Source organism: Streptomyces sp. NPDC002889 (genome assembly GCF_042888425.1).
Lineage (GTDB): Bacteria > Actinomycetota > Actinomycetes > Streptomycetales > Streptomycetaceae > Streptomyces.
This window is the reverse complement of sequence record NZ_JBIAPT010000007.1, coordinates 114,235-128,369: the sequence shown is the minus strand read 5'-3', so window position 1 is coordinate 128,369 and position 14,135 is coordinate 114,235. Positions and strand designations below refer to the sequence as shown.

Genomic DNA, 14,135 nt, shown 5'->3' with positions numbered 1-14,135 from the left:
CCACCCTCGGTGACCACCACTCTCCGGTCCCGCCGGCCGACGGCGGCATCACCACCATGGGCGACCACCACTCGCCCGCCCCGCCCAAGGGATGACCTGACAGCACCACACGACGGGGAACGGCCGCGGCGGCGCGGAGGGGGAGCCGCCGCGGCCGACGTGTGTCCGCAGGGGCGCACAGTCAACTCCCGTGTCAGAAGCTGGGCCTGACTCACTCTCAGACATCTCGGAAGTATCAGGTCACCTGACACGCATAAACGAAAGGACCTTCCCTCAAAACCGAGCGCAACCGGTCGACGGCAGTGTGTACTGGGCCGGTCCGCCTCCTGGGGCGGCCCCAACACCCCTGCCCTCCCGAGGTCTTTTCGATGATCGAGATACCGGACCTGGCCGCCGGCGGCCTGGCCGCCGGGACGTTGTCGGCACTCCTCCTTGGGGGCGGGCTGTTGCGGTCCCGCCGTCATGGGGCCCGGCAGCGCGCTGAGATCGACACCCTGCGCGCCCATCTGGACGCCGCGCGGCACGAAGCCGACCGCGCGGCCCAGGCGTTCGCCGCCGAGGTCGCGCATCTGGCCGAGAAACGGGTGCCTGCCGAGGCGACCCGCGCCGCGCACCCGCACGTACAGGCGCCGGGGCCACTGCGGCCCGAGGTCGCCGGTACCGCGCTCGGGCACGCGATGGACAACGTGCTCAAGGGACTTGTCGCCGCCATCGCCCAGGAGCGCAAGCGCGTGGACGCCGCCGCCCGCGCCGGGATGCGCGGCACCACCCGTGAGATCCAGGCCGGGCTCTACCGGCTCCAGGACGTCCTGCGCGGGTTGCAGCAGCGCTACGACGACCCCGAGCTGGCGCAGACCCTGTTCACTCTCGACCACGAGAACGAGCAGTCCCTGCGCCGCGCCCAGGTCGCCGCCGTCGTGTGCGGGGCCTGGGTGGGGCTGGCCCGGGAGGAATCGCATCTGATCGACGCGGTGACCGGCGGCCAGGCCCGGCTCGTCGGCTACCACCGGGTCCAGGTCCACCACCACCTCGAGCCCGGCACCGCCCTTGTCTCCCACGCCGTCGAGCCGGTCGCCATCATCGTGGCCGAGCTCCTCGACAACGCCCTGCGCCACTCCGCTCCGGACACCACCGTCGTCGTCAACCTCGAACGCGCCCATCACGGCGTCACGCTGACCGTCGACGACGCCGGTGTAGGGATGGCCGTCGAGGAACGGGCCGCCGCCCAGCGCATGGTGGCGGGCACCGACCCGATCCTGCTCTCCGAGCTCGGCGACCCGCCGCGGATGGGGCTGGCCGCGATCGGGCAGCTGACCCGGCAGTTCGACCTGTCCGTGGACCTGTCGATGCCGTCCCCCTTCGGCGGCGTCCGCGCGGTGCTCCTCGTCAAGAACCATCTCCTCAGCCACATCGATCCGCAGATACGCCCACCCGCCGCCAGCGCGCCCCGTTCCACGCGCCGGTCCGACGAGCCGGAGCTGGACGCGGCCGACGCGGACAGGACCCTGAAGGTACGTGCGGACGTACGGGACACCCCCGCTTCCGAGCCCAAGTCCGGGCACGACCACCCGGCCGGTCACGATCCCGCCCAGGACCCCGACGACGATGCGCTCCCCCAGCGCCGCCGCCGCGTCCGCGCCGAGAGCCAGACCGCGGCCGCCGGGCCCGCAGCCCCGGCGGCACCGCCCGCGGCTGCCCGCACCCCCGAGGAGTCCGCCGCGGCGCTCGGCGCCCTGCAGTCCGCAACCGCCGCGGCCCGCAGTGCCGTCGACACCGAAGGGAACGACCCCCGATGAACAGCCGCGACCCCGGCGAAACGGCGTGGGTGCTCGATCCGATCCTGGAGATCCCGCATGTGCGGGCCGCCGTCCTGCTGACCAGGGATGGTCTGATCTCCGGCTTCTCCGCGGCCCTCGCACAGGACTCCGCCGAACGCGTGGCCGCCATCATCAGCACCGTGCAGGGCGCCTGCCGTACCGCGGCGGCCGCCTTCGCCGACCTGGAGGCTGCCCAGCTGCGCCAAGTGGTCATCGAGTCCGACCACGGCTACATCCTGGTCGCGCCCACCGCGCACGGCACCTGTGTGGCCGCGTACGGAGACCCCGAGGTGCGCCTCGACCTTCTCGGCCACCGGGTCCACTCCCAGGTGGCCCGGCTCGGTGAGAAGGCGATGGCCGCCGCGCCCCGCGGTGGCGACGGCGGCCACCCGGTATGACCAGCAGCCGGAGCGGGGGCCGACCGCTGGTCCCCGCCTATCTGTCGACCGGCGGGGTTGCCCGCCCCACCCGTAACAGCCTCGAGCGCCTCTCGGTGCTCACCGGTGGGGGCGGCCCGCTGCCCTCCGGACTGCCCGCCGCCCAGCAGTCGCTGCTCCAGGCGCTGGACGGCGGTTCGCTGACCGTGGTGGAGGCCGCCGCCCTGCTTCAGCTGCCGGTCTCCGCGATCCGCGTGCTCGCCGCCGCCCTGATCGACCAGGGGCTGGTGAGCGCCCGGCCGCCCGTACCGTTCGCCGCCCTGCCCGACCGTGACCTGTTGAAAAGAGTGGCCGATGGCCTCCGCGCCCTCAAGCTGTAGCCCCGCCGGCCGGAGCCCGTCGCGCCGCAGCGGACTGCACCTGCCGGACACCACCCGCGAGCTGGTGAAGATCCTGGTGACGGGTCCGTTCGGCGTGGGCAAGACGACGCTGATCGACGCCGTGTCGGAGATCCGGCCGCTGCACACCGAGGAGCAGCTGACCGAGGCGTCCGTGTCGGTGGACGACCTCGCCGGCGTACGGGAAAAGAAGAGCACCACCGTCGCCATCGACTTCGGCCGGATCTCGCTGGCCGACGGGATCGTGCTGTATCTGTTCGGCACACCCGGCCAGGAACGCTTCCGTGCCCTGTGGGACGACATCGCCTACGGGGCGCTCGGCGCCCTGGTGCTGGTCGACACCCGCCGTATCGACGACTCCTTCGACGTACTCGGGCTGGTCGAGGAATCGGGACTGCCGTACGCCGTCGCCCTCAACACGTTCCCCGACTCCAAGCGCTACACCGAGGAGCAGCTGCGCCGCTCCCTCGACCTGGCACCGCAGACGCCGATGGTGGCCTGCGACGCGCGCGACACCAACGCCGCCATCGACGCGCTGCTCGCTCTCGTCCAGCACCTCATCGCCCGCAACACCCCGGAGACCCGGTGAACCCCTATCCCGCGCAAGCCGATGCCTTCCACCTCACCGCGCCCGTACGGCTGTGGGAAGAGGGTTTCGCGACCGACCCGCACAGCTACTACGCGGCCCTGAAGGCCCAGGGCCCGGTCGGCTGGGCGGAGCTCGCTCCCGGTATCCCCGCGTACGTGGTCACCGACCGCCGCGCCGCACTCGATCTGCTGCACGACGAGGAGTCCTTCTCCGTCGACCCGCGTCCCTGGGAGGCGACGGTCGCCGAGGACTCGCCGATCCTCGGCATGATGCGCTGGCGGCCCAACAGCCTCTTCGCGGACGGCGAGGAACACGTCCGCTACCGCCGCACCCTCGTCGACGCCTTCGCCATGGTCGAGCCGCACGATCTGCGCGAGCGGGTGCACCACGCGGTGGACGTCCTGGTCTCCCGCTTCGGGCCGAACGGACAGGCCGATCTGGTCACCGAGTTCGCCCGCCCGATGATGGCGCTGATCTTCAACAACCTCTTCGGACTGCCCGACAGCGAGTCCGGCCGCCTCGACGCGGCGCTCGGCCGGATGATGGAGGGCGGCGAGCGGGCAGCCGAGGGCGAGGCGGAGTACGGCAAGTACGTCCTGGAGCTGATCGGCGCGAAGATGGCCGAACGCGGCGACGACCTGACCAGCCGGCTGCTCGACCATCCCCTCGCCCTCACCCCCGAAGAGGTCACCTGGCAGGTGTTCCTCACCCTGGGCGCGGGCCACGAGCCGACATCGAACCTGATCTCCAACGCCCTGTCGCGCATCCTCGGCAACCCCGCGTACTACTCCACCCTCACCTCCGGGGCGCGCCCGGTCATGGACGCCGTGATGGAGGTGCTGCGTTACGAGACCCCGCTGGCCAACTACGACATCCACTTCGCCCGCAGGCCGGTGAGCTTCCACGGCATGTGGCTGCAGGCTGCCGTCCCGATCGTCATCTCCTTCGGGGCGATGGCCCACTTCTCCGAGGCGGACTTCGCCGGGGCCCACCATCCGCACGACGCCTCGCACATGTCGTTCTCGGCGGGCGCCCACTCCTGCCCGGTCAAGCAGCACACCCTTCTGATCGCCACCGAGGCCATCGAACGCCTCACTCAGTGGCTTCCCGACCTTGACCCCGTCGTCCCCCGCAAGCGCCTCATCTGGCGTCCGGGGCCGTTCCACCGCTCGCTGACGGCTCTGCCCGTCCGCTTCACGCCCCGCACCCCCGACCAGGCAGGAGACCGAGGATGACCGGGTCCACCCGAGTGGCCATCGACCCGTTCGGCGCGGACATCATCGCCGAGAGCGCCCGGCTGCGCGCGCTCGGCCCCGTCGTACCCGTCGAGCTGCCCGGCGGGATCCCCGCCTGGGCGCCCACCGGTTACGACACCCTCAAAGCACTGATCCTGGACCCCCAGGTGAGCAAGGACGCGCGCAAGCACTGGTCGTTGTGGTCCGAGGTCGGCGAACACCCCGCCTGGGGCTGGATCCTGGGCTGGGTCGGCGTTGTCAACATGCTCTCGACGTACGGCCCCGACCACACGCGGCTGCGCAAGCTGGTCGCGCCGAGCTTCACCGCGCGGCGCACCGAGGCGATGCGCGCCCGCGTGGAGAAGATCACCTCCCAGCTGCTTGAGCAGTTGGACGCCGAGGGTGCGGACGGCGAGGTGGTGGACGTACGTCACGGGTTCGCGCACCCGTTGCCGATGCAGCTGATCTGCGAGCTGTTCGGGGTCCCCGACGCGCTGCGCCCGGACACCGGTGCGCTGATCGCCGCCCTCATGGACACCTCGGACCCCTCTCCCGAGCATGCCGCCTTCGTGCAGCGGCAGATCGGGGCGGTGCTGGGTGCGCTGATCGCCCACAAGCGCGAGCACCCGGGCGACGACATGACCACCGAGCTCATCAAGGTCCGTGACGGGGACGGCGACCGGCTGAGCGACGAGGAACTCCTCTACACGCTGCTGCTGGTGATCGGCGCGGGCTTCGAGACGACGGTCAACCTGATCGGCAACGCCGTCGTCGCACTGCTCCGGCACCCCGAGCAGCTGGCTGCGGTCCGCGCCGGCGAGCGGAGCTGGGAGGCGGTGATCGAGGAGGTGCTGCGCGTCCACCCGTCGATCGCGACGCTGCCGCTGCGGTTCGCGGTCAGTGACATCACGATCGACGGGGTCACCATCCCGGCGGGCGACGCGATCGTCACGACGTACGCGGCGGCGAACTGCGACCCGGCTCACTACGGCGCGAGCGCCGGTACCTTCGACACCGCCCGGGACGCGGACGACCATCTGGCCTTCGGGATCGGGGTGCACCGCTGCATCGGGGCGCCGCTCGCGCGCATGGAGGCGCTGACCGCGCTGCCGGCCCTCTTCGAGCGCTACCCGGAGCTCGAACTCGCCGTCAGTGTCGATAAGTTGACGCAGGTTCCGTCGTTCATCGCCTACGGCTGGCAGGAAATCCCGGTCCGCCTGCACGGCTGACCCATGAAACGGGCCCGGCCAGGTCCTGTCGCAGATACAGGACCTGGCCGGCGCCATGACTACCGCTTCGCTGCCGTCGAGCCGCCTGTCAGGCGCTGTGGCGGGCGCGCAGCTCCGTCTTGACCACCTTGCCGCTCGCGTTGCGCGGCAGTTCGCCGACGAACTCGACCTGCCGCGGCACCTTGTAGTTCGCCATCTCCCGGCGCGACCAGGCGATCAGATCGTCCGCGGTGAGCGTCGAGTCGCGGCGCCTGACCGCGTACGCCTTGCCCACCTCGCCGAGCCGCGCGTCCGGGACACCGATCACCGCGACGTCCGCGATGTCCGGGTGCAGGCAGAGCAGTTGCTCGATCTCCGCCGGGTAGGCGTTGAAGCCGCCGACGATGAACATGTCCTTGATCCGGTCGGTGATACGGAGATTGCCCGCGTCGTCCAGGATGCCCACATCCCCCGTGCGCAGCCAGCCGTCCTCGGTGATCGCGCCCGCCGTCGCCTGCGGGTCCTCGAAGTAGCCCTGCATGACGTGGTGTCCGCGCACCAGGATCTCGCCCGGCTCGCCCGCTTCGGCGAGCACTGCGACCTCGGTGCCGGGTATCGCGCGGCCCGAGGTGGTGGCGATGACGGCGGGGTCGTCGCCGCGTCGGCACATGGTGACGATGCCGCTCGCCTCGGACAGGCCGTAGGCGGTCAGGACGGTGGCGATGTTCAGCTCGGTGCGCAGCCGTTCGACGAGCCGCAGCGGTACGACGGCGGCCCCGGTGACGACGAGCCGCAGGGCGCCCAGGTCGTGGCGGTCCCGGGCCGGGTGGTCGAGCAGCGACTGGTGCAGGGTGGGCGGTCCCGGCAGGACCGAGATCCGTTCGGCGGCGATGTTGGCGAGGACCGTGTCCACGTTGAAGACGGGCTGCGGCACCATCGTCGCACCCCGGGTCAGACAGGCGATGACGCCCGCCTTGTAGCCGAAGGTGTGGAAGAACGGGTTCACGATCAGATAGCGGTCGCCCTCGCACAGTCCGGCGAGTTCGCTCCACAGGTCGTAGCAGCGCAGGGTCTGGGCGTGGGTGATGACGGCCCCTTTGGGGCGGCCGGTGGTGCCCGAGGTGAAGATGATGTCGGAGGGATCCTCGGCCGTCACACTGTTCGCCCGCGCGCGGACGGCCTCGGCGCCTATGGCGTCGCCACCCGCCAGGAAGTCCTTCCAGGTCCGGTAGTCCTCGGGCGCGCTGTCGGCGAGCACGACCACCTGTTCCAGGTGCGGCAACGGGACCTCGGCGCGCCTGAGGGAGGCGACGTACGAGGTGCCGAGGAAGGTCCCGGTGATGAACAGCAGCTTCGCTCGGGAGCGTTGCAGGACATAGGCGGCTTCGGTGCCCTTGAAACGGGTGTTGAGGGGAACGAGTACGGCTCCGGCGCCGACCGCGCCGAGTGCGGCGACGATCCAGTCGAGGGTGTTGGGGGCCCAGACGGCGACCCGGTCACCGCGCTCCACGCCGGCCGCCATACAGGCGGCCGCGGCCCGCTCGACCCGCTCGCCGAGCTCGGCGTAGGTCACGCGGGTGCGGCCGTCGACGACCGCCTCGCGCCGCGCGTACCGCTCGGCAGCGTCCCTCACCAGCTTCGGGATGGTGCCCCACGTACCCCACTCGAGGTCGCCGCCCATCGAAAGCCCTCCCGCCGTCGTCCCCCGCCGCACTAGCTGACTGTCCGTCAGATTAGCTGTACCCTCCCCCTCATGGCGAGCCTCAAGGACGCGACCGCGATAGCCGGGATAGGACAGACCCCCTTCGCGAAACACCTCCCCGAATCCGAGAAGACCCTGGCCTGCCGGGCCATCCTGGCCGCACTCGACGACGCCGGCATCGAGCCCGCCGAGGTCGACGGCTTCGCCTCGTACACGATGGAGGAGACCGACGAGGTGGAGGTGGCGAAGGCCGTCGGCGCGGGCGATGTCACCTTCTTCAGCAAGGTCGGGTACGGGGGCGGCGGCTCCTGCGCGACCGTCGCCCATCTCGCCGCCGCCGTCGCGACCGGCCAGGCGAGCGTGGGGGTCGCCTGGCGCTCCCGCAAACGCGGCTCGGGCCCACGCCCCTGGAGGAACACCGCCGTACAGCTGCCCACCCCCGCCCAGTGGACCCGTCCCTTCGGTCTGCTGCGGCCCGCCGACGAGATCGGCATGCTGGCACGCCGCTACATGCACGAGCACGGCGCGCGCCGCGACCACCTCTTCAATGTGGCCCTCGCCTGCCGCAACCGCGCCAACCAGAACCCGGCCGCGATCATGTACGAGCGGCCGCTGACCCGGGAGATGTACATGACCTCCCGGTGGATCAGCGAACCGCTGTGCCTCTTCGACAACTGCCTGGAGACGGACGGCGCGCTGGCATGTGTGATCGTGAGCGCCGAACGGGCCCTCGACTGCCGGCACCGGCCCGTCTATGTCCACTCGGTCGCCCAGGGCCTGCCCGCACAGCACCACGGAATGGTCAACTACTGGAACGACGACCCGCTCACGGGCCCCGCCTGGACGGCTGCCCGGCAGCTGTGGAAGGCCGCCGACTTCGGGCCGCAGGACGTCGATGTGGCCCAGATCTACGACGCGTTCACCCCGCTCGTTCCGTTGTCGCTGGAAGGCTACGGATTCTGCGGCCGCGGCGAGGGCGCGGCGTTCACCGAGGGCGGCGCACTGGAGATCGGCGGGCGGCTGCCCGTCAACACCGGTGGCGGCGGCCTCAGCGAGGCGTACGTCCACGGTTTCAACCTCATCAACGAGGGCGTCAAGCAGCTGCGCGGCATCTCCACGGCGCAGGTGCCGGACGCCGCGACCTGTCTGGTCACGGCGGGCGAAGGCGTCCCCACATCGGCCGTACTGCTGAGGAGTTGACGTGCTGACACCAGTGGTCGACGAGGACGGCGCCCCTTTCTGGGAGTACGCGGCGATGGGCGAGCTCCGTATCCAGGCCTGTGCCGAGAGGAGCTGCGGCGAGCTGCGCTTCCCGCCCCGCCCGTGCTGCCCGCACTGCCAGTCGTTCGCCGGCGAGTGGCGCCGGATGAGCGGCCGCGGCCGTATCTGGTCGTACGTGCTCCCCCATCCGCCACTGCTACCGGAGTACGCCGCCCAGGCCCCCTACAACGCGGTCGTCGTCGAGCTGGCCGAGGCGCCGCACATCCGGCTCGTCGGGAACGTGGTGGCCGCACCGGACGCGGCACTGAACTCGGTCGAGCCCGCGCGCCTGCGCATCGGGGCACCGGTGAAGGTAACGTTCACCGAGCTCGCGGACGGGACGAGCGTGCCGCGCTGGCTGCTGGAGCGGTCATGAGCATCCGGGTGGATACGGACAGGGACATCGGCGTCGCCCTGGTCACCCTCGACCGGCCCGGCAGGCACAATGCGATCGATCTGGCGATGGCGGACGAACTGGCCCGGGTCTGGCGGGGGTTCAGATTCGACGACGCGGTACGGGCCGCGGTGGTGACGGGCGCGGGGACGCAGGCGTTCTGCACGGGGATCGACCGCGGCGCCGAGGTGCCGCAGCCCTCGTCCCCGTACTCGATCGACGATCCGCTGATCGCGATCGGTCCCAAGGCCAACGACCTGTGGAAGCCGGTGATCGCGGCGGTGGAGGGGATGGCCTGCGGCGGGGCGTTCTATCTGCTCGGCGAGAGCGAGTTCGTCGTCGCCTCGCACAAGGCGACCTTCTTCGACCCCCACACGACGTACGGAATGGTCAGCGCCTACGAGTCCGTCCATCTTGCCCAGCGGATGCCACCGGGCGAGGTGGCCCGGATGGCGCTGATGGGGACGGCCGAGCGGATCTCGGCCAGGAGGGCGTACGAGACGGGCCTGGTCTCCGAGCTGACCGAGCCGGGCGGCGCCGCGGCCGCGGCACTGCGGGCGGCCGCGGTGGTGGCGTCGTACCCGACGGTGGCCGTGCAGGGGACGGTGCGCGCGGTGTGGTCGGCCACGGAGGCCGCACGGGCGCAGGCATTCGCGCATGCCCCGCACCTGATCGCGCTCGGGAACCTGCCGCCGCAGCGGCAGGCCGAGCTGTTCACGAGCGGGCGGGGCAGGGGCGCGTACCGGGTGCGTTAGGAGACGGCAGTGCGGGTCGCGCTGACGACCTCGCAGCCCCTGGACTCTCTTCCTTTGCCGGAGCCGGTGTAGGGGGCGCTCGGCTCCATGTCGTAGCCGTTGTATGCCGCGACCGTCACATCGTCGATCCTCGCGACGATCGGTTCCGCTCCGTCGCCGTCGAAGTGCACCGTGATGTCGTAGCTCTGGTCCACCTCAGCCGTGTTGTTGATGTACAGATGGCCGCTGATGCTGGTCGCGGAGGGGTCGATGGAGCAGTATCTGATCTTCACGTCCCCCGTTGCGTCGTGGACGCCCGTGTCGACGACGGCGCCCGGACCCGCGTCGTCACCGCCACCGGAGGCCGACCCGCCGCCGGTGGTGACGTCGAGGTCGTCATCGTCGTCGTAGTGCCCGCCACCTGTGCTGCTGCCACCGCTGCTGGAGCTGCTGGAGACGGAGCTGCTGTCGTTGTCGCAGCCCCCACCGCGCGAACCACGGGCACCGGTCAGCGCGATCAGTGCGATACCGAAGACGGCGATCGCGCGGACATGGCGAATCTTCACGTCTCAACCCCTCCGCGAGGTCAGCCCGCCGTGCGGCTTGCGCTGATGACTTCGCACTTCTTGTACTCGGAGCCGTCACCCTTGCCGGTGTACGGCGTGCTCACCTCGGTGATCTCGGAAGCGCCCGGCTCGACAGTGACGTTGACCGCCTTCGCGACAGCCAGGCCCGCCGACGGACCGCCGAGCTCGCCCTTGAACTGCACGCTCGCGTCGTAGTTGTACGTCAGCGAGTCGCTGTTCCTGATGGTGAGCTTCGCGGTGAGGTTCTTGCCCGCGGCGTCGAGCCCGCACTTGTCGATGGTGATGTCGCGCAGGGCCTTGTTGGCGCTGGAGCCGCCGCCGGAGACCGAACCGCCGCCGGCGGTCGAGGTGTTGTCGCTGTCGCTGTCGTGGTGGCTGCCACCGGTGCTGCTGCCGCCGCTGCTGCTCGAGTTCGAGCTGCTTCCGCCCCCGCAGCTGCCGCCGTGCGAGCCGCGGGCTCCGGTCAGGGCGACCACTGCGATACCGAAGACGGCGATGGCTCGGACATGGCGGATCTTCACGTTTCAACCCCCGTTGAAGGTACGAATGATGGGCTCGGTTGACGAGCGCACGTCACCCTAGCAGCGGGGAGTCACCGCTCGTCGGGCCTGTCCGGGATGGGGAGCGTAGGCGGCCCTTCGGGCCCGTACGGATCGAAGGGTGGAGGCTGTCCATACGGCGGAGGCGGCTCGTAGGGCGGATGCTGTCCGTACGGCTGGGTCTGCTCGGTCCGCCCGTACGGCTCCTGGCCGTACGGCGGCACGTAGGGGTGCGGCTCCTCGTCGTAGGACTCCACCCGGCCGCGCCGGCCGCTCATCACCACCGCGGCGACCAGCAGCAGCACCCCGCCCCCGAGCGCGTACGCGACCCCGACGCCCAGATGCGCACCGTCGCCGCCGACCGTGAGGCTGCCCGCCACCTGGGCCTGGCGGACCATCCACAGGACGGTGAAACCGAGCACGGTCAGTCCGGCCAGGGCCACCAGCAGACGTGAGCGCAGGGCGACACCGACCAGGGTCACCAGTGCGGCGAAGGCCATCGGCAGCAGAACCGACCCCGCGAGCCCGGCGTCCGCCCCGGTTATGCCGTCGAAGAGGTCCTGGATGCGGTAGTCGCGTCCGGGACGGCCGTCGTACCAGTCACGGAAGGGGCTCCGTACGGCGGCCGTCGCTCCGGCGAGAGCGAGGATCGAGCCGATGACGTTGCGGATCATCGCCGGCCTCCCTCATCCAGCCGCTCTCGATCACGACGCTACGCCCGACGGAGGCACGCCGCCATCGGACGGTCCCGCCGGGGCCGCACAGCGACGTCAGCGGCCGCCGCGGCCGGTGGCCGTGCCCTTGACCGCGTCCAGGGCGTACACGCAGCGGTCCTTGCTGCACGCGTACACGACACCGTTCTGCGCCACCGGGGAGCCGGTGATCTCACCGCCCGTCGCAAGCTTCCAGCGCAGCTGGCCACCGCCGGCGTCGAGCGTGTAGAGCACATGGTCGGCGGAGCCGAAGTGGACCCGGCCGTCGGCGACGACCGGGCTGCCGATGACCTCACCGCCCGCCGGGAACCGCCACAGCGGGGTACCGGTCACCGCGTCCAGCGTGTAGAGCGCGCTGCCGCTGCCGACGTGGATGTGCCCGCCCGCGACCAGGACCGGCTCGATGGACTGCCGTGACTCGGTGGCGATGCGCCAGCGGTCCTTGCCGGTCGTGGCATCCAGCGCGTACACGGTGCCGAGATAGTCGGCGAGGTAGACGCCGCCGCCCGTCACCGCGGGGCCGGGAGCGAAGGTCGGGGGCGACAGGAACACGGCCGGTGACTCGAAGTGCCAGCGCACCCGGCCGGAGGCGATGTCGATGGCGAGGACACGGGTGCCGGCCGCGACGTACGCATAGCCGTCGGGCGCCGGGTGCACCCGGACCGGTACGTTGCCGCAGGACGCGGCGTCGCCGACGGGGTAGGACCAGCGCTCGTCGCCGGTTCTCGCCTCCAGCGCGCGCAGCCGCGCGTCCTTCCACACGTAGACCGTGTCGCCGAAGATCGCGGGACCGGCCTCCGAGGTCTCGAAGTCGCTCTGGGCACCGGTCAGCTCCCACAGCTTCTCGCCGTTGGAGGCCTCCCAGGCCTGGACGCCGCCGCCGCGGGTGCCGGTGAGAACGGTGCCGCGCTCGACCTGGAGCGAGTACACCCAGGCGTCGGTCTGCAGCCGCCACCGCTCGTTGCCGGTCGCCGCGTCCAGCGCGTACAGCGATGGCCCGTCGGAGGCGTGGATACGTCCCCCGGCCACAGCCATCGCCCAGGCCACGTCCCGCGTCTTGAACTGGCGGCGGCCGCTGGCCACATCGAGGGCGTGCACCTCGAAGGAGGTGACGTAGAGCAGATCACCGTCGACCACCGGGGTGCCCCAGACGTCGTTCGACATCCGGAAACGCCACGGGCGCCAGTGGGCCGGGCCGGCGTCCGGGCCGGGAGCCGGTGCCGGGACGGTCGAGGGGACCGGTGGCGCCACGGGGCCGTGCGCAGCCTCGGAGCCGTTCAGGCCGCCGGGCGGTCGGACCCAGCCGGTCGCCGGTCCTGCCTCGGCCGGAGCGACGCGGCCCGCGTCCGCGACGAGCGGCCCGGGACCGATGGGCACATGGGAGCCCGGCAGCCGCACGGGACCACCCGCGGCATGCGCTGCGGGCGCGGGTGCCGCCTGGCCGGTCCGCGGGTCGCGGCCGCCGTGCCAGGCCGCGTCCCGGTCCGGGACGGGCACCGGGGGCTGCGGCTGCGGTACCGGCGGGCGATGGGGGCGCTGCGGAGTGGCGGGGGCCGGGTCGGCGGGGCGGGACGGCAGCGCGGCCTGGGACCGGCCGCCGCCGCGGCGGGCCTCGATCATGTCGGTGGCCCGCGTGGGCAGCCACGCGGAGGCCGTGCCGCTGTCGTCGTCGCCGGAGGAGAACAGATGCGGGGCGAGCTGTGCCTGCAGATCCTCGGGGCTCGGCCGCAGTCCGGCCTCCATCTGCATACAGGAGTCGATCAGCGGCCGCAGCTCGTCCGGCAGGCCCTCCAGGTCCGGGCCCTCACGCAGCAGCATGAACACGGTCTCGACCGGGTTCGCGCCGTGGAAGGGCGCATGGCCGGTAGCGGCGAAGACCAGGGTGGAGCCGAGCGAGAACACATCGCTCGCCCCGGTCACACTGCGCGAGTCCCGCGCCTGCTCGGGCGACATGTAGGCGGGCGTGCCCACGGCGACATTGGTCATGGTCAGCCGGGTGTTGGAGACGCCGGACGCGATACCGAAGTCGATGACGCGCGGCCCGTCCTCCACCACCAGCACATTGGACGGCTTGAGGTCCCGGTGGACCAGGCCGGCGCCGTGGATGGACTGCAGCGCCTCGGCGATGCCCGCCGCGAGCCAGCGCACGGCCTGGGCCGGCAGCGGCCCGCACTCGTTCACTATCTCCTCGAGCGAGGGGGCCGGCACATATGCGGTGGCCAGCCACGGGACGGCGGCCCGCGGGTCGGCGTCCACCACGGCCGCGGTGTAGAAGCCGCTGACGGCGCGGGCGGCCTCCACCTCGCGTGTGAAGCGGACGCGGAACAGCTGGTCCTCGGCGAGCTCGGTACGCACGGTCTTGATCGCCACCCGGCGGCCCGATGCCGACCGGGCGAGATAGACCAGTCCCATGCCACCGGCACCGAGCCGGCCGAGCACCTCGAACGGACCGATCCGTCTCGGATCATGCTGCGTCAGCTGCTCCATACCTGCCTGCCACCTCCCCGTACGGGCCCCTGATCGAACTGGGCCCGTCAATTACAGCCCCGTGCAGCGTCTCACCACCGAAGCCCTCAGCGGTG

General features: G+C 71.5%; 14 protein-coding genes. 9 read left to right on the top strand and 5 right to left on the bottom strand.

Translation table 11 applies throughout. The annotated features are described in order from the left end of the window. The first annotated feature begins 368 nt into the window (after positions 1-368). The 6 genes from ACFYWI_RS12590 to ACFYWI_RS12565 are packed head-to-tail and all read left to right on the top strand — an operon-like array spanning position 369 to position 5,645. On the top strand, positions 369-1,796 hold the full coding sequence (locus ACFYWI_RS12590; RefSeq protein WP_389229591.1) for an ATP-binding protein: 1,428 nt from the start codon (positions 369-371) through the stop codon (positions 1,794-1,796). Further along, positions 1,793-2,215 (top strand): roadblock/LC7 domain-containing protein, encoded by a 423-nt coding sequence (locus tag ACFYWI_RS12585; RefSeq protein ID WP_389229588.1) that lies wholly within the window; start codon positions 1,793-1,795, stop codon positions 2,213-2,215. Before ACFYWI_RS12590 ends, ACFYWI_RS12585 begins: the two co-directional genes overlap by 4 nt. Next, a complete protein-coding gene (locus tag ACFYWI_RS12580; RefSeq protein ID WP_389229585.1) occupies positions 2,212-2,574 on the top strand; it encodes a DUF742 domain-containing protein in 363 nt (120 codons plus the stop codon). The genes ACFYWI_RS12585 and ACFYWI_RS12580 overlap by 4 nt, the downstream gene beginning before the upstream one ends. Then, positions 2,549-3,181 carry an ATP/GTP-binding protein gene (locus tag ACFYWI_RS12575; RefSeq protein WP_389229582.1) on the top strand — a complete coding sequence of 211 codons (633 nt, stop codon included), beginning with the start codon at positions 2,549-2,551 and terminating at the stop codon, positions 3,179-3,181. Before ACFYWI_RS12580 ends, ACFYWI_RS12575 begins: the two co-directional genes overlap by 26 nt. Next, positions 3,178-4,416 (top strand): cytochrome P450, encoded by a 1,239-nt coding sequence (locus ACFYWI_RS12570; protein WP_389229579.1) that lies wholly within the window; start codon positions 3,178-3,180, stop codon positions 4,414-4,416. The genes ACFYWI_RS12575 and ACFYWI_RS12570 overlap by 4 nt, the downstream gene beginning before the upstream one ends. Continuing rightward, positions 4,413-5,645, top strand: a complete 1,233-nt coding sequence (locus ACFYWI_RS12565; RefSeq protein WP_389229576.1) for a cytochrome P450 — start codon at positions 4,413-4,415, stop codon at positions 5,643-5,645. The genes ACFYWI_RS12570 and ACFYWI_RS12565 overlap by 4 nt, the downstream gene beginning before the upstream one ends. An 88-nt stretch (positions 5,646-5,733) precedes the next feature. Here ACFYWI_RS12565 and ACFYWI_RS12560 read toward each other — a convergent pair whose 3' ends face one another. After that, complete coding sequence (locus ACFYWI_RS12560; protein ID WP_389229573.1) at positions 5,734-7,305, bottom strand: FadD3 family acyl-CoA ligase; 1,572 nt, start codon at positions 7,303-7,305, stop codon at positions 5,734-5,736. A 72-nt stretch (positions 7,306-7,377) separates the two neighbouring features. Between ACFYWI_RS12560 and ACFYWI_RS12555 the strand changes: the two genes are divergently transcribed. From ACFYWI_RS12555 to ACFYWI_RS12545, 3 genes are read left to right on the top strand one after another with little or no spacing between them, the layout of a single operon-like run. After that, the gene (locus ACFYWI_RS12555) at positions 7,378-8,526 is read left to right on the top strand and encodes a lipid-transfer protein (protein ID WP_389229570.1); all 1,149 of its coding nucleotides are present in this window, start codon (positions 7,378-7,380) and stop codon (positions 8,524-8,526) included. 1 nt (position 8,527) lies between these two features. Then, positions 8,528-8,962, top strand: coding sequence for a Zn-ribbon domain-containing OB-fold protein (locus tag ACFYWI_RS12550; protein ID WP_389229567.1), 435 nt, complete (start codon positions 8,528-8,530; stop codon positions 8,960-8,962). Continuing rightward, positions 8,959-9,735 carry an enoyl-CoA hydratase/isomerase family protein gene (locus ACFYWI_RS12545; protein ID WP_389229564.1) on the top strand — a complete coding sequence of 259 codons (777 nt, stop codon included), beginning with the start codon at positions 8,959-8,961 and terminating at the stop codon, positions 9,733-9,735. The genes ACFYWI_RS12550 and ACFYWI_RS12545 overlap by 4 nt, the downstream gene beginning before the upstream one ends. Here ACFYWI_RS12545 and ACFYWI_RS12540 read toward each other — a convergent pair. The 4 genes from ACFYWI_RS12540 to ACFYWI_RS12525 all read right to left on the bottom strand — a co-directional run bounded on the left by ACFYWI_RS12540 (position 9,732) and on the right by ACFYWI_RS12525 (position 14,040). Further along, a complete protein-coding gene (locus tag ACFYWI_RS12540; RefSeq protein ID WP_389229561.1) occupies positions 9,732-10,280 on the bottom strand; it encodes a hypothetical protein in 549 nt (182 codons plus the stop codon). The two genes, ACFYWI_RS12545 and ACFYWI_RS12540, sit on opposite strands and share 4 nt — an antisense overlap. A gap of 20 nt (positions 10,281-10,300) precedes the next feature. Further along, the gene (locus ACFYWI_RS12535; protein WP_389229558.1) at positions 10,301-10,822 is read right to left on the bottom strand and encodes a hypothetical protein; all 522 of its coding nucleotides are present in this window, start codon (positions 10,820-10,822) and stop codon (positions 10,301-10,303) included. Between the two features lie 71 nt (positions 10,823-10,893). Next, positions 10,894-11,514: a hypothetical protein gene (locus ACFYWI_RS12530; protein ID WP_389229555.1), complete on the bottom strand. Its 621-nt coding sequence runs from the start codon at positions 11,512-11,514 to the stop codon at positions 10,894-10,896. Between the two features lie 96 nt (positions 11,515-11,610). Beyond that, entirely contained in the window at positions 11,611-14,040 is a 2,430-nt protein-coding gene (locus ACFYWI_RS12525) for a PQQ-binding-like beta-propeller repeat protein (RefSeq protein ID WP_389229552.1), read from the bottom strand. Positions 14,041-14,135 lie beyond the last annotated feature (95 nt).